This is a genomic window from Saccharolobus shibatae B12, from assembly GCF_019175345.1.
Taxonomy (GTDB): domain Archaea; phylum Thermoproteota; class Thermoprotei_A; order Sulfolobales; family Sulfolobaceae; genus Saccharolobus; species Saccharolobus shibatae.
In genome coordinates this window covers 1814841-1832870 of record NZ_CP077717.1, presented here as the reverse complement: position 1 = coordinate 1832870, position 18030 = coordinate 1814841, and the positions used below count along the sequence as shown (strand labels likewise).

General features: G+C 37.3%; 23 protein-coding genes and 1 pseudogene. 12 read left to right on the top strand and 12 right to left on the bottom strand.

The genetic code is table 11. The features are described 5' to 3' along the window. The first annotated feature begins 17 nt into the window (after nt 1–17). Genes J5U23_RS09645 through J5U23_RS09630 form a run of 4 tightly spaced genes read left to right on the top strand, consistent with a single transcriptional unit; the run spans nt 18 to nt 2876 of the window. Nucleotides 18–566, top strand: coding sequence for a 2-oxoacid:acceptor oxidoreductase family protein (locus J5U23_RS09645; RefSeq protein WP_218266038.1), 549 nt, complete (start codon nt 18–20; stop codon nt 564–566). Beyond that, entirely contained in the window at nt 559–825 is a 267-nt protein-coding gene (locus J5U23_RS09640) for a 4Fe-4S binding protein (RefSeq protein ID WP_218257990.1), read from the top strand. Before J5U23_RS09645 ends, J5U23_RS09640 begins: the two co-directional genes overlap by 8 nt. Before the next feature lie 3 nt (nt 826–828). Continuing rightward, nucleotides 829–1986: a pyruvate ferredoxin oxidoreductase gene (locus tag J5U23_RS09635; protein WP_218266037.1), complete on the top strand. Its 1158-nt coding sequence runs from the start codon at nt 829–831 to the stop codon at nt 1984–1986. Further along, the gene (locus tag J5U23_RS09630; RefSeq protein WP_218266036.1) at nt 1983–2876 is read left to right on the top strand and encodes a 3-methyl-2-oxobutanoate dehydrogenase subunit beta; all 894 of its coding nucleotides are present in this window, start codon (nt 1983–1985) and stop codon (nt 2874–2876) included. Before J5U23_RS09635 ends, J5U23_RS09630 begins: the two co-directional genes overlap by 4 nt. Before the next feature lie 356 nt (nt 2877–3232). On the opposite strand, the gene J5U23_RS09625 is transcribed toward J5U23_RS09630, so the two are convergent. From J5U23_RS09625 to J5U23_RS16100, 5 genes and pseudogenes are all read right to left on the bottom strand, one after another. Beyond that, nucleotides 3233–3694: a type II toxin-antitoxin system VapC family toxin gene (locus J5U23_RS09625; RefSeq protein WP_244988860.1), complete on the bottom strand. Its 462-nt coding sequence runs from the start codon at nt 3692–3694 to the stop codon at nt 3233–3235. Beyond that, the gene (locus J5U23_RS09620; protein ID WP_218266035.1) at nt 3669–3923 is read right to left on the bottom strand and encodes an AbrB/MazE/SpoVT family DNA-binding domain-containing protein; all 255 of its coding nucleotides are present in this window, start codon (nt 3921–3923) and stop codon (nt 3669–3671) included. The genes J5U23_RS09625 and J5U23_RS09620 overlap by 26 nt, the downstream gene beginning before the upstream one ends. Nucleotides 3924–4089: 166 nt before the next feature. After that, a complete protein-coding gene (locus tag J5U23_RS09615) occupies nt 4090–4266 on the bottom strand; it encodes a hypothetical protein (protein ID WP_218260610.1) in 177 nt (58 codons plus the stop codon). A gap of 521 nt (nt 4267–4787) precedes the next feature. Continuing rightward, nucleotides 4788–5843, bottom strand: coding sequence for an ISH3 family transposase (locus J5U23_RS09610; RefSeq protein ID WP_218266034.1), 1056 nt, complete (start codon nt 5841–5843; stop codon nt 4788–4790). Nucleotides 5844–5989: 146 nt separating this feature from the next. Beyond that, nucleotides 5990–6262 (bottom strand): annotated as a pseudogene (locus tag J5U23_RS16100) (hypothetical protein); the annotation flags it as partial. A 179-nt stretch (nt 6263–6441) separates the two neighbouring features. On the opposite strand from J5U23_RS16100, the gene sixA reads away from it, so the two are divergent. From sixA to J5U23_RS09580, 6 genes are read left to right on the top strand one after another with little or no spacing between them, the layout of a single operon-like run. Next, on the top strand, nt 6442–6927 hold the full coding sequence (gene sixA, locus J5U23_RS09605; RefSeq protein ID WP_218266033.1) for a phosphohistidine phosphatase SixA: 486 nt from the start codon (nt 6442–6444) through the stop codon (nt 6925–6927). Beyond that, nucleotides 6928–8184, top strand: coding sequence for a Ppx/GppA phosphatase family protein (locus J5U23_RS09600; protein WP_218266032.1), 1257 nt, complete (start codon nt 6928–6930; stop codon nt 8182–8184). Continuing rightward, on the top strand, nt 8181–8822 hold the full coding sequence (tmk, locus tag J5U23_RS09595; protein WP_218266031.1) for a dTMP kinase: 642 nt from the start codon (nt 8181–8183) through the stop codon (nt 8820–8822). The genes J5U23_RS09600 and tmk overlap by 4 nt, the downstream gene beginning before the upstream one ends. Then, nucleotides 8797–9423: a dTMP kinase gene (locus J5U23_RS09590; RefSeq protein WP_218266030.1), complete on the top strand. Its 627-nt coding sequence runs from the start codon at nt 8797–8799 to the stop codon at nt 9421–9423. The genes tmk and J5U23_RS09590 overlap by 26 nt, the downstream gene beginning before the upstream one ends. Beyond that, the gene (locus J5U23_RS09585; RefSeq protein WP_218266029.1) at nt 9404–10039 is read left to right on the top strand and encodes a CHAD domain-containing protein; all 636 of its coding nucleotides are present in this window, start codon (nt 9404–9406) and stop codon (nt 10037–10039) included. The genes J5U23_RS09590 and J5U23_RS09585 overlap by 20 nt, the downstream gene beginning before the upstream one ends. 27 nt (nt 10040–10066) lie before the next feature. Next, a complete protein-coding gene (locus J5U23_RS09580) occupies nt 10067–10876 on the top strand; it encodes an amidohydrolase family protein (RefSeq protein WP_218266028.1) in 810 nt (269 codons plus the stop codon). Between the two features lie 11 nt (nt 10877–10887). Here J5U23_RS09580 and J5U23_RS09575 read toward each other — a convergent pair whose 3' ends face one another. The 4 genes from J5U23_RS09575 to J5U23_RS09560 form a co-directional block, all read right to left on the bottom strand. After that, on the bottom strand, nt 10888–11403 hold the full coding sequence (locus J5U23_RS09575; RefSeq protein WP_218266027.1) for a DUF488 domain-containing protein: 516 nt from the start codon (nt 11401–11403) through the stop codon (nt 10888–10890). Beyond that, a complete protein-coding gene (locus J5U23_RS09570; protein WP_218266026.1) occupies nt 11403–12695 on the bottom strand; it encodes a phytoene desaturase family protein in 1293 nt (430 codons plus the stop codon). Before J5U23_RS09570 ends, J5U23_RS09575 begins: the two co-directional genes overlap by 1 nt. Nucleotides 12696–13726: 1031 nt before the next feature. Beyond that, nucleotides 13727–13960, bottom strand: a complete 234-nt coding sequence (locus J5U23_RS09565; RefSeq protein ID WP_218267567.1) for a hypothetical protein — start codon at nt 13958–13960, stop codon at nt 13727–13729. A gap of 103 nt (nt 13961–14063) precedes the next feature. After that, nucleotides 14064–14399, bottom strand: a complete 336-nt coding sequence (locus J5U23_RS09560; RefSeq protein ID WP_244988775.1) for a hypothetical protein — start codon at nt 14397–14399, stop codon at nt 14064–14066. A 359-nt stretch (nt 14400–14758) separates the two neighbouring features. Between J5U23_RS09560 and J5U23_RS09555 the strand changes: the two genes are divergently transcribed. Next, on the top strand, nt 14759–15568 hold the full coding sequence (locus J5U23_RS09555; RefSeq protein ID WP_218257976.1) for a hypothetical protein: 810 nt from the start codon (nt 14759–14761) through the stop codon (nt 15566–15568). Nucleotides 15569–15616: 48 nt separating this feature from the next. Next, entirely contained in the window at nt 15617–16588 is a 972-nt protein-coding gene (locus J5U23_RS09550; RefSeq protein WP_218266025.1) for a DUF973 family protein, read from the top strand. Here the strand turns inward: J5U23_RS09550 and J5U23_RS09545 are convergent, their stop codons facing one another. From J5U23_RS09545 to J5U23_RS09535, 3 genes are all read right to left on the bottom strand, one after another. Then, on the bottom strand, nt 16589–17146 hold the full coding sequence (locus J5U23_RS09545; protein WP_218257974.1) for an isochorismatase family cysteine hydrolase: 558 nt from the start codon (nt 17144–17146) through the stop codon (nt 16589–16591). 152 nt (nt 17147–17298) lie between these two features. Continuing rightward, nucleotides 17299–17700 carry a type II toxin-antitoxin system VapC family toxin gene (locus tag J5U23_RS09540; RefSeq protein WP_244988774.1) on the bottom strand — a complete coding sequence of 134 codons (402 nt, stop codon included), beginning with the start codon at nt 17698–17700 and terminating at the stop codon, nt 17299–17301. Further along, nucleotides 17688–17918, bottom strand: coding sequence for an antitoxin VapB family protein (locus J5U23_RS09535; protein ID WP_218260602.1), 231 nt, complete (start codon nt 17916–17918; stop codon nt 17688–17690). Before J5U23_RS09535 ends, J5U23_RS09540 begins: the two co-directional genes overlap by 13 nt. Nucleotides 17919–18030: the final 112 nt, after the last annotated feature.

Here is an 18030-nt window from a genome sequence, read left to right as displayed (position 1 = left end):
ATTATCATTGTGATAAAATGACTCTTATTGAATTAGCTTTAAGGGGAAGGGGAGGGCAAGGGATAGTTACTGCTGGGGAACTTGTTACAAAGGCCATGGTTTTAGAGGATAAATACGCCCAATCCATACCCTTTTTCGGTGGGGAAAGGAGAGGAGCTCCAGTGGTATCATTTCTAAGGCTGTCAGATAAGCCGATACTTTTACATAGAGAGGTTTACAATCCAGACGGTGTTGCAATATTTGATACGTCACTCATTCAAATAATTAACGTTACAGAGGGACTCAAAGAAAACGGCTTCTTACTACTAAACACAAATACGCCTAAGAGAATTTGGAAAAGTGAGTATATTGTTGACGCTACAAGTATTGCTAAAGAATTAGGGCTAGTCGTAGCTGGATGGGCTGTTGTTAATACTGCGATGATAGGAGCTTTAGTGAAAATCTTGGGGCAACCTTCCTTACACTCGTTGGAAGAGGCTGTAAAGGAAGAATTCCCTGGAAAGATAGGGGAACTCAATGCGGAAGCGGTTGAAATGGGATATAAGGAGGTGAAAAGGGTTGATTAAAATCCCCATGGGAGTACCAGTAGCTAGGCCAAGGATAGGATCTGCGGGAAAAACTGGATTATGGAGGGTTGAGAAACCAATAATTGATTACAATAAGTGTACTAAGTGTAGACTCTGCGTACTTTATTGCCCTGAAAATACTATTGATCTCCTAGAGAACCTCTATCCTCAAATTGATTACGATTATTGTAAAGGTTGTGGTGTTTGTGCACAAGTTTGCCCACCCAAGGCAATAGATATGGTTAGGGAGGTGAAGTGAATTATGCAAGTTTTAAAGAGGAAAACCTTAGCTTTAGTTGGTAATCACGCAGTTGCTTATGCTGTTAAGCAATCTAAACCTCAAGTTTTAGCAGTGTTCCCAATAACTCCTCAAACTACAATGCTAGAGAAAATTTCCGAATACATAGCTTCTGAGGAATTAAAGGCTGAGTTAATAAAGGTGGAAAGCGAGCATTCTGCGTTGGCTTCAATTTATGGTGCTGCATTGGCTGGTGCTAGAGTTTTCACTGCAACGTCTTCTCAAGGACTACTATACATGACTGAAATGATATATTGGGCTGGAGGTCAAAGAATCCCTATCGTTGCTGCAGTTGCAACTAGGGCAATTGCAGAGCCTTGGAGTATTTGGGATGATCATCAAGATTTCCTAAGTAAGAGAGATGCAATTTGGGTTCAAATGATGGCAGAAAACGTGCAAGAGGCTTACGATATGACAATACAAGCGTTTAGGATTTCAGAAGATGAGAGAGTAATCTTACCAGTCATGATGGGATTTGATGGCTTCATATTGACTCACACAATGGAAAGGATTGAGGTATTAGAGGATGGTGAGGTTGACAACTTTTTACCGCCTAGACAATTTAACCTAATTGACTTCTCTGATCCTATTGGTGTTGGGCCAATCGCAACTCCAGAGGATTACATCAAGTATAGGTATGAGGCTATGAAGGCAATGGTAAGAGCTAAAGGAGTTATTGAGGAAGTGATGAATGAATATGAGAGGATAAGTGGAAGGAAACAAAACGGTTTGGTTGAGTGCTATAAATGTGAAGATGCCAAGTACGTTTTCGTTACCATGGGAGCGTGGAGTGGTGACGGTAAGGTTGCTGTGGATAGACTAAGGAATGCTGGGATTGAGGCTGGATTGCTCAAAATCAGGGTATTTAGACCATTCCCAAAGGAGAAAATAGAGGAATACTTAAGGTCAATGAAAGGTGTAATAGTTCTCGATAGAGCTTATTCGTATGGTTCTGGAGGGATTTTAGCAAATGAGATAAAAGCTACACTTTATGGCTATAGAGTACCAGTTTACAGCGTAATAGCAGGTATTGGTGGAAAGGACGTTAGGCCGCGTCACTTCCAAAAGGTGATTGAAGACCTAATCAACGATAATTTGGAAGAAGAGAGGTGGCTGTTGTGAGTAGCTTAGTTACACCTAAGAGGATACCCAAGTTCTATAGAGGTAATGCTGCCTGTCCGGGTTGCCCAATACCTAAAGAGTTAGATGTACTCCTAGAGGTTTTAGGAAATAAAACCGTTCTAGTCGTTCCAGCTTCATGTACTACAATAATAATGGGAGATACAAGTGGAATGCCTTCAACTGTCCCAGTGATACATAGCGCATTTGGTGCTCCCGCAGCTATAGCTTCCGGCATTGTTAGAGCTTTAAGGACTAGGGGAGATAAGGATGTAATAGTAACCGTATGGGCTGGTGATGGTTCTACTGGAGATATAGGATTTGCCTCATTAAGCGGTGCTGCAGAGAGAAATGAGGATATCCTTTACGTATGTTATGATAACGAAGCGTATATGAATACTGGAATTCAACGTTCAAGCCTGACGCCAAAAGGCGCATGGACAACTACAACTCCAGAAGGTAAGAGGGAATTTAAGAAGCCCTTACCATTCATAATTGCAGAACATAAAGTACCATATGTAGCTACTGCTTCAATTGCTTACATATACGATTATGAAGCCAAGGTGAGGAAAGCTAAGCAGATTCGTGGATTTAAATATTTACACTTATTATCCCCATGTCCGCCCGGATGGCGTTTCGACTCTAAATTTACTATCGACATTGCGAAACTTGCAGTTGAGACTGGAGTTTGGCCACTCTTTGAAATAGAAAATGGTGAATTTAGATTGACTAGTGTAAGTAAGACACTACTTGACAAGAAGAATAGAAAACCAGTAACGGAGTATTTAAAGTTACAAGGAAGATTTAAACAGCTCACTGAAGAAGAAATAAAGGGTATACAGGAGGAAATCGATGAGATGTGGGAGGAAATTAAAAAACTAATTAAGAAGTAAAATATTTTTTCCTTTTAACACTTACTGAATCAACCTCCTTCAATATTTGATCAACAATCTTATACTCGTCATCCACTTTTGAGACAAAGTTAAAATTATACTTTCTGAGACTTTAAAGGGCAAGACTCTCTTCCTAATATACGGAAAGGTCTTTGTGTAATTTTAGAAATGTAGTTGCCCTTTAGACTATAAGCAAATATAAAGTCATGCTAGTTTGTTAACAGATGCTTCTAGTTTTCATGTTAGAACAAATAAAGGTGTGAGAAACCGCAATTTCTTCCATTATCTCAGATATGCAGTAATGATAGGATGTGGCCTATTACTAAAGCAGTGAGTGGCTCTATTTGCAATTCATTTCACATTAATTTACCCTTTGTAGGAGAGACTACAATTAGGTCTTTAACGTTAAGCTTTTCCTTTACTTTAGGCCAAGCCTTCACTATTTTACTCCAGTCATTCACGTCTTCAGTAATAACTACCTCAATCCCGTTCTGGCTTACTAAAGCAGCATGTAACGCGTCATAAGTTACTCCTGAAAGTTCTGCTATCTCTTTAGCGTGACTGAAAGTATCCCTGTTCGTTTCCAGTATTGTTATTGGAAGGTCTAAGTATGAGTTGACGGCTTCATATGCAGCTTTTACGTCAATTTTAGATAAACTACCAAAGAGCTCAAATAGTACAAGATAAGAGCCAAGGCCTTTAAACTCACCAGAGATTAACATATCAAGTACTTTATAGCATACATTGTAAAAATCCGGGTTCTTTAAAGCAACATAAATGAAAATGTTAGTATCAATATAAGCCCGTTTCCCTCTCAAGAGACTCCTCAACAAGCTTCACCGCATCAATCCTCTTTGGTCCTCCTAAGTATTTATCAGCTATAGTGGCTAGCCTCTTAAGTGCGTCTGAAGCCCTGACTGGTTCTATTATTATCTTACCATCTTCAACTCTAACGATAAGTCTATCTCCAACTTTGATACCCAGAGCTTCCCTTATCTCCTTAGGTATCGTGATCTGGTATTTTCTAGTGACTACAGTTTCTGGCATACAGTAGTACAATAGTACTCTAAGTATTTAAAAGTTGGCTATAAGGGGAAATAGACTTTTAGAGGAGTGTAATAGTTCTATGAAAATTTGATATTGAGTGAATAAATTAATTCCTATTTAAAAATAATAAAAATCACGTTAATAACGCATTCTAAACCTATGTGGGCTATGAAATAAGCATTAATATAACTAAGAGATTTAATACGAAGATTGCAGTTTCAGCACCAAAACTAAAGTGGAACAATACTACAACAATTGCTGGCCCTATTAAAATTCCTACAACTCCTTCTAGAGTCTTAATAGCCGATCCTACGACTTTCTCCTCCACTTTTAGATTGTTCATAGTGTAAACCGTGTTCGATACTGTCCCTATACCATTAGAAGACTAAAGCTTTGTTTATAAACCTCCAACTCTTACCTAAATGATTACTTCTTATATTTTATTCGACTTTCTCTTCCACTTAAATTATAGTCTTGTATCATATTTACGTAACTTTTAGTCATTTTTAATTAATTTCTAATCCTCTTAAATATTAGGTAAGCTGATATCATATGCCTATCAAGTTACCCTAGGTTCATAACCTAAAGCTCAAAATCTTTATAGTTAATTAATCAGAGAGCACCACTATGAACTCTATGAACAGTTGAGAGGGGAAGGAAGGTACTCAATGAAGCTCTCCGTGTCGTGGCTGGGAGGTAGGCTCCCTAACCTAGGCACGGGGAGAAAGAAGGAGTGATGAGGCTGAGTAACTAGTAGCTATTTTTAATCACTACTAGTTACGATAAAAGCCGAACTCTAGAAGGATTTCCATTTTATTAGCATTTCCACTGACCTCTTCCCCGCCCTAAACGGTAGACCCAAAATCACCTCCCTAAAAATAAATCTATTACATTAATAAGCATATTTATTAGTTTAAATAGAAAATTTTCCAGATTGAATAAATCACCAGGAAACAAAAGGATAAGCAATAATCTGAACTCTTCCCTCCTCACCACACCCTTAAATATGGTGTACAAGGAGTAGAAAACCATGGCCAGCACGAAGATCAACGTGCGGAAGACGAACTTAGTGGAACTGGTGAAGGGAAGGAAAGCCTTGATGTTCCTGTAAGAGGTCTCTATGGGACTCCTTACCTTATTGTACAACCTCAACACCTCCTTCTTCGGTAGGTCAAGATTAGTCGCCCTAGCGAAGTAAACAACCTTCTTCTTCCTCTTGATTTTCTCCCTGCGATACACGATCAGCCTGAACTTAACCTGTTCATCCCTCCTATGCCTCTTACTATTTGTCATGTACTCTCCATCAAACTCCTCATAGACTTTCACGTCCCCAACGGGAACTCCGATTATATAATTGAACTGCGAAATGAAGTTAAGCACATCAACTGTGTAGAAACCCGCATCAAGAGCTATTAACCTTATCTTGAATCCCATTGCAACAACTTGCTCCACGAGGATCTTCACGATATCATCCTTGGTCATCCCGTTCACATGTGTGACGAAAGCCAGTAGGAGTACTTTCCCATCATGTTTAGTCGTTGCTGTTGCGTAGTTCCACGAGTTTCCCTTTTCCGAGCTTCCGAGTCCTTCCACCGGTTTCCCGTACCAAGTTTTGGTGGTCCAGTCTATTGAAATGTCTATTTCCTTTTCTCCCTTCAGCGTATCCAAGGATATTTTCCTCACTTGTTCCAAGAGTTTCTCAACTACTTCTACACCTTGCTCCTCCGCGTAGTTCCTCACGGTTTGTGGTGATACGTTGTATGCGCTTGACTTGTTTTCTATGGAGTCGTTCCATAAACACGCGGAGACTAGCGTTTTTTCTACGTTCTCTGCCTTTTTTCCTTGGAAGTCTAACATGGAAAGTAATTTATATCCTATTTGTTGAATGTTATTTTGGTGGGGAAGACAAGGTGTTATCACCTTGGTTCACCTCGTGATAATACCGTCTTCCTCACCTTAAGCTTTTCTTCAATTTGTTGAACTCCTAATATAGTTATAAATTCCATTTATTTTCTATAAAATTAGTAGTACCTTACCGGAATTATTTTTGTAAAATGATTTTGGGTCTACCGTAAAGGGCGAGGGTTCCCCCTAGGGCGGTTCACACGTTTGTGGTTTACCGCCTTCATTTTCATCACTTCATAGCTAGTGGGATTTACCCACCCCGCTCCGTTCGTCCAGCGGTAGACCACGGGCTGGGTCTTCAGCCCATTACCCCTATCCCTAGCTAGGGGTTGCCCTCTGCTCTTGGCTCTTGGGGACTCGGGGATATGTAGTTCTGTGCGGGGACACATGTTTGAGTTTAACAGTTGCCTTATTATACGGGCTTCCCCGCACATCATTACATTTCAAACTATTAACTAAGATTAAAAAACTTTACCCCGCCTTAAAAAGGCGAGGCTTGTCGTTCGTTTTGTCATGACCATATATGATAAGGAGAATTGAGATTTTGAATATATTGTGTAATTATGTCTACTATACAAAAATGCTTAAATATTCTGAGACGTAATTATAGAACATGATAACTTTAATCTTGGTGAGACACGGAGATGCTGAACCGCAAGTTGATGGTAAAGAGGATAAGGATAGAAGACTGGTGAAAAAGGGAGTAAAGCAAATGAGGAGAGTTGCGAATTTCTTGGAGGAATTGGGATTTAATATAGATCGAATAATTTCCAGCCCATACTTAAGAGCATATCAATCTGCTGAAGTTATATTAGAAGAACTATACGATAATGATAGTGAGAAAAAAGTAGAGACTTTGGATGACTTAACTCCAGATAAGGAACCCTCTCTATTTCTTGAAAAGCTTAAGGATTTCGCTGATAACTCAACTATTCTCCTCGTAGGCCATGAACCGTATCTGTCCAATTTCGTAAAGGCAATAAGCGGAGGTAACGTTGAGATTAAGAAAGGTGGAGTTGTAATTGTAGATTATGATCTGAAGGAAGGGAGAGGAGTTTTGAAAACTCTCCTCAGCCAGAAAGTTTTAAAGCTGATTTAGATGATCTCAGCAGTTATAGATTGCGGCTACAATTCCTTTAGAATGGTAATTTACCAAGTTTTTCGTAATGGAACGTTCAGGATGATTGGTTCCTCTAAATCATATGTCAGAATAGGAGAAGGATTAAAGGAAGGAGACATTATCTCTGAGGAAAAGGTGGCGAAGGCAGAGAGGGCTTTTATGATTTTTAAAAGGATATTAAACGGTGTAAATGTCAATGAAGTTAAAATAGTTGCAACTAGTGCATTTCGATATGCGTCCAATGGTAACGAAGTTAGACATAGACTAAGTAAAATAATAGAAAATGAAGTCAGAGTGATTTCCGGGGAAGAGGAAGGGAGATATGCTGCCTTGGGTATCCTAAACACGCTCCCAATTTCTGAAGGGATATTCTTTGAATTAGGTGGAGGATCATTGGAAATAGCTGAAGTTAGCTCGGGAAACATAATCAGAGTACATCAGTTGCCAATTGGAGCGTTGAAGCTAGTTAACCTTCCAGAAAGGGAAATTAGGAAAAAAGTATCCGATGAGCTCTCTACTACAAGCATTAAAAAAGCAAATATCATAGTTGGTTCTGGAGGGAACGTTAGAGCACTAGCTAAACTTGACCTTAAGTTATCCTCTTTTCCAATTAAGTCAATACATGGTTATTCGCTCCCTTCTAAACAAATTAGTAAATACGCTTCCCTTTTACCTTCTCTAGATATTGATAGTAGACAATCCCTCCCGGGGATAAGTAAAGAAAGGGCTTTAACTATACATTCGGCATCAGTTATTATTGACGAACTTGTGAAATATTTCACTGGAAGTTATATAGTTGTCTCCCTATTCGGTATGAGAGAGGGAGTACTGACTGAAGGTAAGAGTTTGGATAAGATGAGTTGGTTGGAGGAAATATCATATTCTAATGCCATTGATCCTCCACCTATTGAGATCTTTAAGGAGGTTATAAGTGAGGTCGATAGTAAATATTCTTTCTATGTCGCGTCATCAGCTCTATTATCGTTAATCTTCAAGATGGTTGGATACTTCAATCCATTTAGGGCTTGTTATAGATTTATCAAGGAATCGGTTTTACCTGGCTTTACTCTAAATGAAGCGTTACTAGTTGGTTTGATTTGCGAGGCTGCTGGTGGGAAAGTTAAGAAGAAACAAGTTAAGTTACTAAAAGAGGATATTACCAAAAAAGAAATATTAAGTTTTGGAAACATAGTGAAGAGTAGTATTGATAAGTACATCGCTGGTGTGAGATTATGAAAGGTTTATTAATAGCTTTTGAGGGTATAGATGGCTCTGGTAAGTCTAGTCAAGCGGTATTACTCAAAGATTGGATTGAAATGAGAAGAGACGTTTACCTAACCGAGTGGAACTCATCTGACTGGATCCACGATATAATAAAAGAAGCTAAAAAGAAGAATACGCTCACACATACAACCTTTAGCCTTATTCATGCGACTGATTTTTCAGATAGGTATGAAAGGTTCATTTTGCCAATGCTTAAAAGTGGATTTGTTGTTATATGTGATCGCTACATATATACTGCCTACGCTAGAGATGTGGTTAGGAACGTGGACTTTAATTGGGTGAAGAAATTGTATTCCTTTGCGATAAAGCCTAATTTTACCTTTTACATAAGGGTCACACCAGAAGTCGCCTTGGAGAGAATTAAAAAAACTAAGAGGAAGATAAAGCCACAAGAAGCTGGAATTGATATATTGGGTGAGCTTCCATTGGAAGAGGGCTTTTTAAAATATCAAGGTATGGTTGTAGAGATTTACGATAAAATAGCTAAAGAGGAAAGCAATTTCATAACGATAGATGGAAATAGACCACTAAAGGACGTTCAGATGGACATAAGAAAGATTTTGGGTGAATACATTGATAATAGCCTTTGAAGGAATTGAAGGATCTGGTAAAACATCTCATCTAGAGGCTACAAAAAAGTATTTGGAGAAACAAGGATACGGAGTAATTACATTTGGATTGCAGAAGTCAAAATTATTAGGAGAAAGAATAACACAAGTTAAGAGAAATATAATATTTGAGAGAAGGACACTATTTTTAGCCTATGTCACAGACTTGGCTGATCAAATTGAGAATTATGTCAACCCATCAATAGATTCTGGATTTATAGCTTTAGCTGACGGTTATACACTCACGTTAACTTCATGGGGTTTAACCAGAGGATTGGAGAAAGAATGGATAAATGATGTGCTCTCAATTATTCCAAAACCTTCAGTCTCCTTACCGCTAATATCAACTCCTGACGAAATAGTAAGAAGGATAATAAAGAAAAGGGGTTATCTAGATCCATTAGAAACTGGAATAGACATCTGTATAAAGGAGGACACATTTGAGGCTTACATAGATTACATTAATAGGTTTCAAGAAGTTTTAATGTCAATTTCCCCCAAGGAAAACATGATATACACCGACAAGGAATTCGACGAGGTACAAAAGGAGATAGTGAGGAGAATTGTCAGTATCACGAGTTGAGAATTACCTTAATCTACAGTTGAAAAAGGCCTTGCAAATAAATGGTATTGGAGTTGAGGAAATTCACGATATTAGGGTGGCGGTGAGAAAGTATTTCGATGTACTATATGCTCTTTATCCAGTATACGAAAACGTGGAGTGTCTATTCTTAGCGAAAGAGGTAATTAGCAAATTAGGAAAGGTCAGAGACATGGATATCTGCGAAGTAATTAATGAAGAAAGAAATAGACTAGCCATTAGGGCTGTAAAGGAAGTTAGAGGACTCAAAGTTTGCTTCGTCAATAATAAGATATATGGTGCCAGACTAGTTATATATAATAGAATTCTCACCTCTCTACATCAAATACAAGACGTGACAGATTTCCATGAATTAAGGAAAAGCGTAAGGGTGACTAGGAACCTAGTTGAGGCTCTTGGTTACGAGACCACGGAAATTAAGTCTTTGGCCAAGAAAATGGGGGATATAAGAGATGAGATACTAAAAATGAGATGTAGAGGAGTAACTCCTCCAGATATAAACGTAAATCAATTCAAGGAAGAAGCTAAGAGGGATATACTAAAGATCATAGCGTCTCAAGACGAGTTTCGTCATTTCAAAATCAAAGATAGATATTAATAATAGAAAGGAAACATACCTATCTTGATGATAAAAGTTATTGATACTCATGTTCATTATCACATATACGCTAGAAAAATTCCTGAACACTGTAAGGAATTCTTAGAGAATGTTGAGGAAACAAGGATGACTTTAAAGAATGAGTTTGTCGAAATTGAAAAAATCCTTCTTGTTCCCTCACACCCATGCCATAGTGATGACTGTTATGATGGTTTCTATATCGATTACGAGGAGAGAAAGAGAAATCCAGATCTTTATCTGCAATGGGGAGAAGTAAACCCGTGGAGATGTGATGTTAGGAGAGAGTTAGATAAACAGTATTCGTTAGGTATTATAGGAATTAAGCTACATCCTGTACATCATGCCTTCAAGCCTAATGCGTATAGAGAAGAGGAAGGAGGACTAAAGCAACTACTTTACGTGTATGAATTCGCTGAAGATCACGATTTACCTATCCTAATTCACACTGGAACAAGTATAGGAGTGGAAAGTAGAAATAAATATGCTGATCCGATTTACGCTGATGACGTTGCTAAGGATTTCCCGAAACTTAGGATAATCCTAGCACATGCGGGGAGACCACTATGGTACAATACTGCATTCCACATGGCTCGTTTTACACGAAACGTGTTCCTAGAGATCTCGTCTATTCCCCCTAAGAACATATTGAAAGTATTACCTAGATTACACGAAATTTCAGATAAGGTAATTTACGGAAGTGATTTCCCAGCATTTAAGGGGCAAGATTTGGCTGAATACGCCTATCAAGTATATAATGTTTTAAAGGATGAGAAGATAATGAGAGATAACGCTAAAAGAATATTAAAAATTAGTTGAATTTAGCTAAATTATTTATAGTTTAAATTATTTTTCACAATTTCTGCACATGTAGTGAGTTTATGTTTGATAGTGCTTTCCTTATCTATTATGTGTAATACTTCATCTCCCCTAGCAAAAAACCAATCAGAAATTATCTTTCTATGGCAATTCCAAGGAAACTTCTCAGCGCACATGATTACCTTTATCTTATTAATTCCCCTAACCTCCTCTAATGTTTCCATAGCCCTTTCGTTAGTTAGAATGTAAATTGCATAAGCTCTAAAACCCTCGCTCTTAAAGCATTTGCCAATAGCTATATCCTCAACGTCTTTTCCGATTTTCCTATATCCTCCTAACTGTTCCTTCCATAAGTATTCTATACCACTTTGTTCCAAAGCCTTTTTGAGATTCTCCTTGTTAAAGTGTGGATATCTAGAACTTTTAGGCCATCTCCTTACATCTATTAATATCTCCACGTTATACTTCTTTAATATTTCGATAAAATCTTCTAAGCTTCTATTTGAATGACCAATAGTCAACAACATTATAAGATACCTAAATCAGTTATAATCTTCATTGCAGCGTTTCTTCCAGGTACTCCAGTAACTTGTCCTCCTGGGTAAGTTCCAGAACCAGTTACGTACAAGTTCTTAACTGGAGTAGTGTATCCCCAACCTTTAATTGGTCTACCATCGAATAAGTATTCCGTATACATGGGCATATGATTCATATCTCCGAAGGGGGCATTGTATTCTCTCTCAAGTTTATAAGCATCTAATCTATCAACATGAACCACCTTCTTTTCCAAGTCTGGGAAGAAGTCTTTAGCCTCTTCATAACTACCCATAATTGTCATCACATGACCTCCTAGGCTATTATCAACAGCTGAAGGAATAGTAACTTCACCTACTGGTAGCGTAAATAACGTATCCAGATGATTTCTCATGTAATCCGGTAGATTTGGTAGTTCCCTCAATATTAAAGTATCCCTCTTCCAACCGGGCCTGAACTCCGGATGATAAACTTTCAGTAATCCGTTGGTCAACTTGTTCAGCAAAACCGGACTTGCAGCATTAATCACTATTTTACTCTCAATAATTTTGTCAGCATTAGTTCTCACACCTGTTGCTACGTTATCCTTTATGATTATCTCATTCACCTTTGTATTGAATATAAAGTCAACACCCAATTGTTTGGCTCTATTCATTAATATTTCTCCTACTTTTCCCATTCCACCCCTCACTATCTTCCAGTCTAGACTAAAGTAATATGCCAGAACATAAGCTGGTAAATCGTACATAAATCCATATGAGAAATAAGGTTGAAATTCCTCATCTAGATATTCATTTAGGAACTTTCTAGATGGTTGTGTAAATATCTCAAGTTCAGTTCCTTCTACTGCGTTCATAAAGTCCTCGAAGGAAGGCGGTTTGGTAACGTATTGCATTTCCTTTTCAATCTTCTCCTTAATCTTGAACAATAATTCCTCCATTTTAGGGTATTTGGTTTGACCTAGTCGCTTAAACTCCTCAAGTCTTTTCTCCTTATTTCTCCATATATTCACAACCTTTCCATCTTCAGTAACGAAAACGTCAGCAACATCTGAGTCAACTGTAGGAAAAATTACCCCCAATTCCTCTTGAATTCTTTTAGGAAATAGACCTAATACGTATGACGCCCTACTATATTTTACTCCCTTATATTCTTCAGTGTCGCTCATTCCACCGGGCCTATTTCTGGCCTCAATGACTAATACCTTAAGCCCTTTTTGAGCCAAATATATTGAGGAAACTAGACCATTATGGCCAGCACCAATAATTATTACATCATATTTCATAACATACTTATATTGTTGAGGGGCAAATTAAAGTTACATCAAGAAGCTGGTACTCTGACCTCCTCAAATAAAATATCATCACTTAATTATTCGGACTTAGGTTCCTATATAGATTTAGAAGATCGCTCAAAACCTCAAAGACAAGCATAACTCATTTAGTATAAGACTTAAGTTTATGACCTAAAAGGTTTAAAATATCGTCATTACGATAAAAACTCTCGCTGCACTATTTCATAGATTAGATATTGCATTGGGCCAATCAAGCACGTTTAAATCCTCATTATTAGTCTGTGCTTTTATTCCTTATTATCTATAAAAAGTGATCACCTCATAAGGAAATATTATGAAAAGTATCACATTTAAGTATACAATCAAATATCTTACATCTGTAAGCCTCGATGGAGAGGATGGGAATAGCATAAAAATTTTTTAGTTTGCAAGCTCGAGATCTAACTACTAGGTAATTCTTCTACTCTGGGAAATCGTTACAGTACTGAGAGTCACTCAGACCTATCATCGCTGAAAAATGCATGAAGACAAAGAGGTTAAGGTACAGATACCATTTTGGAGGATTTGAACGAGATGATTTTGGATGCGTTAGCAATTCGCAGAAGAGTTTTTAGGGATAAACTTTATTTAATGTAGTGTAGAATCGTTGAATATTCGATTCGAGATTAAGCTGATAAGAATAAATTGGAGTAATACTCGTTGAATCCAAGTATTCCTTCATAATACGCCGTAAATCTGATTTCTAGAACCAAGGAAATTGGTTATAATTGTTTAGATGCGGAGGTAGTGTTTTTGAGGAGAATCACAATTACGTTTCGGTTCTGACGTCTCTCTCATCTGAAAGGGCGAAGGGTTCTCTTTCAGAGGGCTCATCGTTCCCCTCATTGATTCGGGACCTCATTTGAGGGGCAGTAGGGGTCGCCAGAACTCCCCCCATATGAAAAGAGAAGGGAACTTTCATCCATAACGTCTAGCCCCTTAAGAGAGGAGAGAGATACTCCTCCCTCAGCCCCATTAAGCCCTCAATCGACCTGAGGAGGAGCGTCATTAGCACTACTAAAGGATATCTCGACAAAGCGGTATTTAAATATAAGAGGGCTATCCATCTCCATAAATGGTGAAGCCTTTCGCCCACTTAACCTATTTTTGTAAATTGGTGTAAAATAGGATTCTCTGAACCTCAATACTCGAGTCAGAGACAAGATGACCGATAGGAGACCTAACCCCTTGGTGGAGAAGAAGTAAGTTCTGACCAACTCCCCGCCCTAAACTGTCCTTCCAATAACGTGGAGGAGAGACATGATCCATGTGTGGTAGTTTTCCCTCCTTCTTGAGTTTAAGTAGGGAGAAGAACGACGATCACACCTCGTTGTTCTTCTGCATTACTGCTTGAGCGTTAACACCCAGTGTGTTCTTATACTTCTCATAGTACTTGCCCCACGTTCCTTTGAAGTCTACTTCTTCCCCGTGAAAGAATTGTTGTCTCCTCTCGTAGTTTATCTCGTTGAATAACTTGGCTGAAACGTCTGCTAACTTCAGTAACTTCTTATGTTGATAGCCGTTTGGTAGGAGACGAACTATGTTTGTCCTCCTATTCTCGAACTTAACTTCGTAGACACCTCCTTCTGGTATTGCGGGAGTAATGGTCGGCTCCCGCTCCTCATCCTCAGTAGGTTGACCGGAAGGAGGTGTCATAGGAGAGCGTTTGTTAAGTTGGTTAAAAAGCTTTATCCTGCTTTAAAAAGACAAGGTTTGTAGTTCGTTTTATCATAAAGCCGAATTGATAAATGCATGTGACTATGGATGTACTTTCCCCCCAAAAACATTTTAATCCCATGTTAAAGGTTAAAATGGAGTGGTATAATGATATTCGAGGAAGAAGAGGACTTATGGGAAGAAGAGGAAGACTGGGACGAGGAAGAAGAGGACTTATGGGAAGAAGAGGAAGAAGAGTGGTAAAAATAGTAAGGAAATAGTTTTTTTACTAAAATATCAGTTAGCCTTTATTGAAACTGAAAAAAGAGTAATAAACTTTCTTATCTTATAGATAAGATGTGAAGAAACCGAAAATTCTGCTAAGCGTTATAAAGAGTTTGTTGGAAAATAACGGGCATATTACATCCCGAGAACTTCCTAAATCTAAGAAAGTTTCAACTAATCAGTTATACAAGGCTATACTAATCCTCAGTAAGTTAGGACTAATTCAAATTGAGGGAGAGTTAAATAATAACAGATTTGAGCTCCACTTGGTTCGAGATTTCCAATTCCTCAATCTAGAACAAAGGGTTAAAGTTACATTTTATAAGGATAGGAGTAAAACTAAAAGCTTTAAATTTCATACTGTTGCATTAAAGAATGGCGTACCATATATTGAAGATAATAGTTACTGGTCGGTTGACGATAAGGTTAAAACTAAATTGAAAGTCTATAAGCCTAAAAGGGAATTTGGTAAAATAAGTGTGGAGAAGATCGAACTAGGAGTCCAGAAAGCCTACATTAAACTAACGTTGAATCCACCAGCGAGAGTAGGAGAGAAAATAATACATGGATTTAAAGTAATTCAGTCTAACTACTTCACATTCACGCAAAAGGAAACAATAGAGAGATATGACGATCCCGAAATGATGGACGGTTTATCAGTAATGCAACCTACCCTATTCTCGACATTAGAAGTTAAGTTCCCCGAGGGTTACAGATTTATAGATGTAAAAGCCGAAAGATACGACTTAGTAGTAATAGATGGTCCTCAAATACCTTCTCCAATACCAAATCATCGTTTAGTTATTGAAAGAAATAGGATTATTCTAAAACTCTTTTACCCAAGTTTTGGCTATTATTTTATTTCTTGGAAAGCTGCTCAATAATTATACAAATCTAGAAACATTTTTAATAGCGATACGATTATATATAAAGTGATGAGTTACAGTGAAGTAGAATATAAGGGCTTAAGTTATTTAAAGAGAGGTAATATTGAAATCATTATCATAATATTAATTGAGCTACTTGCAATACTATTCACTTACCTCATGGAATATCTAGGCTTACCCACACCACTACAGGAGTTCCTAGTGTTATTACCTTCCTCAGCAGTATCCACATTATTGACAATCCTAACATATCTCGATATTCAACGAGGTTTTTACACATTAGGAAAGGCAGAAGTAAATATTGGGATAGGAAATATAATATCGTCCTTGTTCCTAGTATTATCGATATTGGCAATAGTTGGAGTTGTGACGTATACATTGTCTTTAGTATTTAACGGTATCACTAGTTCAATACTTAACCCAATACAGACATTATTGGAGTTGTTTGCGTTTATAACGTTTATAATGTTGGGATTTTCGTATAGGCTAATCGGTAATCACTATGGGAGTAATCACTTATCAATAGGAGGAATTGTTTTAATTTTAGGGGTTATTATATTCATCTTTAAACTAGAATATGGGGGACTCTTGGCATTTATAGGTTTAATCATTACGTATATAGGACTTGGTAACTTAACAGCCGTGAAAAGGCCCGTTACTACTCCGCCTCCACCTCAAGCCTCTTCTACTCCTATTGAAATTACTTCATCTACTAATGTTTCAAGCAGTTCTTCTACTCCTAATATTACTGCACATGGTGGAATATTGAGAAGTAATGGAGAAGCGTTTATTGCTGTCTCCTCTGATATTGAAGAGGAAATACTCAGTTCTATTATTCTAAATACAGATTACTCTACAAATGAGATCACACCAAAGGCATTATCAAAAGGTTATAATTCCATAAAAATAAACTTCAACACTAATTTACAACAACTTACCCCTGGAAATACTTATACAATTAGACTAATTTTAGCAAATGGAAGAAATGTTGATATTAATGTTGCTTTTCAACCTTAATTACTTCTCCCATAATTCAACAATCTCTTTATTTGATAACACAAGCATCAGTTTTTGCATATTTAATAACGATCTCTCATGGGCCTCCTTATCAGTTGATGATACGGCTTCTTTTGCAACGATTGGTATAAAACCTAAAGCTTGTGCATGTCTCGCTGAAGTTTCCACTCCAATGTCCGTAGCTATTCCAGTGAAGACTATTGAGTAAATACCAGCGTTCCTTAACATTAGCTCAAAATTCGTTCCCACAAATATGCTTGGGGTGTTTTTCCTTAAGATGACATCTCCCTCTTTTGGATAAACCTCCTTGTAAATATCACCAGGGTTAAATGAGCGTCTAATTTTAGGCTGGAATCTATCGGGAAAAGGCGTAATCATTGTATAAACTATTGGTACATTATACTTTCTAGCAGATTCTATCAATTCCTTTAGTTTTGCGATAAACTCTTCCTTGTTGAAAATTGAATTGACTAATGCTTCTTGAACATCCCATACTACTAATACGGAATTGTTCCTATTTATTAACTTCTTTATTTCATCCACGTTAAAGAAAGACATAGTGTAACATTTTGTTAATAGGTTAAAAGTTTAACTACTTGCAAAAAGCGAATAGCCTTAGACCCCAAATTCATCACCTCGAAAATAATTTTAAGGAGTTAAAAAGTGGATAAAATAGTTTAACTGAATATCCTTCCTTCCCGCACTTTTTATTACCTCCAATTCTCGACTTTAACTCCTAGAATTTTACTGAAATGTTTTACATTTCTGGTAACTATGTCACAAGAATTTGAAATTGCAATAGAGCTAATTAATACATCTTTTAATCCTATCATTTCCCCTTCACTCTCAAGTTTCGCTTTTATCTCAGCTGCTTTCTTAGCCTCAGTTAGGGTAAATGGAAGTATTTCAATGGACTGCATAAATTCGTCAATTTTCTCAATATCTCGATTATACTTATAAGCGGTGTAATACAATTCGAATGCATTAACCACTGCTGTTACTATCCTAAAATTGTTTTTTATAATATCAATGTAACTTACAGCTTTTTTCTTACCTCTTAAGAAATCAATTAATATATCACTATCTAAGCATTTACATTCTATCTTACCCATATTTTCTCTAAGTCTTTAAAAAGTTTGTTAGTCTCTTCATCATTCATATCTGACCAAATTCCAGCGTATTTCATTACCTTTCTCCTATTACCCTTTATAAGCTTTACAATGACATCTGAAAAACTCTCCCCATTCCTCTTCTCCTTAAGTAATAACCTATACGCCTCTTCTGAAATAGTAATCGTCTTTGCCGTGTTTAAACGTAAGTTTAAACACAAATTTAAACTCTCCCAGGTTTAATACGATGCCATTAATGGAAGTACCATTAATAAGCTACGAATCCTACTTTGATATAGTTTTATTTAAAATTTATAGTAAATAAGGATTTCC

Excerpts from the sequence above, each read along its gene's own strand:
- J5U23_RS09645 (WP_218266038.1), top strand. The coding sequence starts at position 18 with ATGACTCTTATTGAATTAGCTTTAAGGGGAAGGGGAGGGCAAGGGATA.
- J5U23_RS09635 (WP_218266037.1), top strand. The coding sequence starts at position 829 with ATGCAAGTTTTAAAGAGGAAAACCTTAGCTTTAGTTGGTAATCACGCA.
- J5U23_RS09620 (WP_218266035.1), bottom strand. The coding sequence starts at position 3,923 with ATGCCAGAAACTGTAGTCACTAGAAAATACCAGATCACGATACCTAAG.
- J5U23_RS09615 (WP_218260610.1), bottom strand. The coding sequence starts at position 4,266 with ATGAACAATCTAAAAGTGGAGGAGAAAGTCGTAGGATCGGCTATTAAG.
- sixA (WP_218266033.1), top strand. The coding sequence starts at position 6,442 with ATGATAACTTTAATCTTGGTGAGACACGGAGATGCTGAACCGCAAGTT.
- J5U23_RS09600 (WP_218266032.1), top strand. The coding sequence starts at position 6,928 with ATGATCTCAGCAGTTATAGATTGCGGCTACAATTCCTTTAGAATGGTA.
- tmk (WP_218266031.1), top strand. The coding sequence starts at position 8,181 with ATGAAAGGTTTATTAATAGCTTTTGAGGGTATAGATGGCTCTGGTAAG.
- J5U23_RS09580 (WP_218266028.1), top strand. The coding sequence starts at position 10,067 with ATGATAAAAGTTATTGATACTCATGTTCATTATCACATATACGCTAGA.
- J5U23_RS09575 (WP_218266027.1), bottom strand. The coding sequence starts at position 11,403 with ATGTTGTTGACTATTGGTCATTCAAATAGAAGCTTAGAAGATTTTATC.
- J5U23_RS09570 (WP_218266026.1), bottom strand. The coding sequence starts at position 12,695 with ATGAAATATGATGTAATAATTATTGGTGCTGGCCATAATGGTCTAGTT.
- J5U23_RS09560 (WP_244988775.1), bottom strand. The coding sequence starts at position 14,399 with ATGACACCTCCTTCCGGTCAACCTACTGAGGATGAGGAGCGGGAGCCG.
- J5U23_RS09545 (WP_218257974.1), bottom strand. The coding sequence starts at position 17,146 with ATGTCTTTCTTTAACGTGGATGAAATAAAGAAGTTAATAAATAGGAAC.
- J5U23_RS09540 (WP_244988774.1), bottom strand. The coding sequence starts at position 17,700 with ATGGGTAAGATAGAATGTAAATGCTTAGATAGTGATATATTAATTGAT.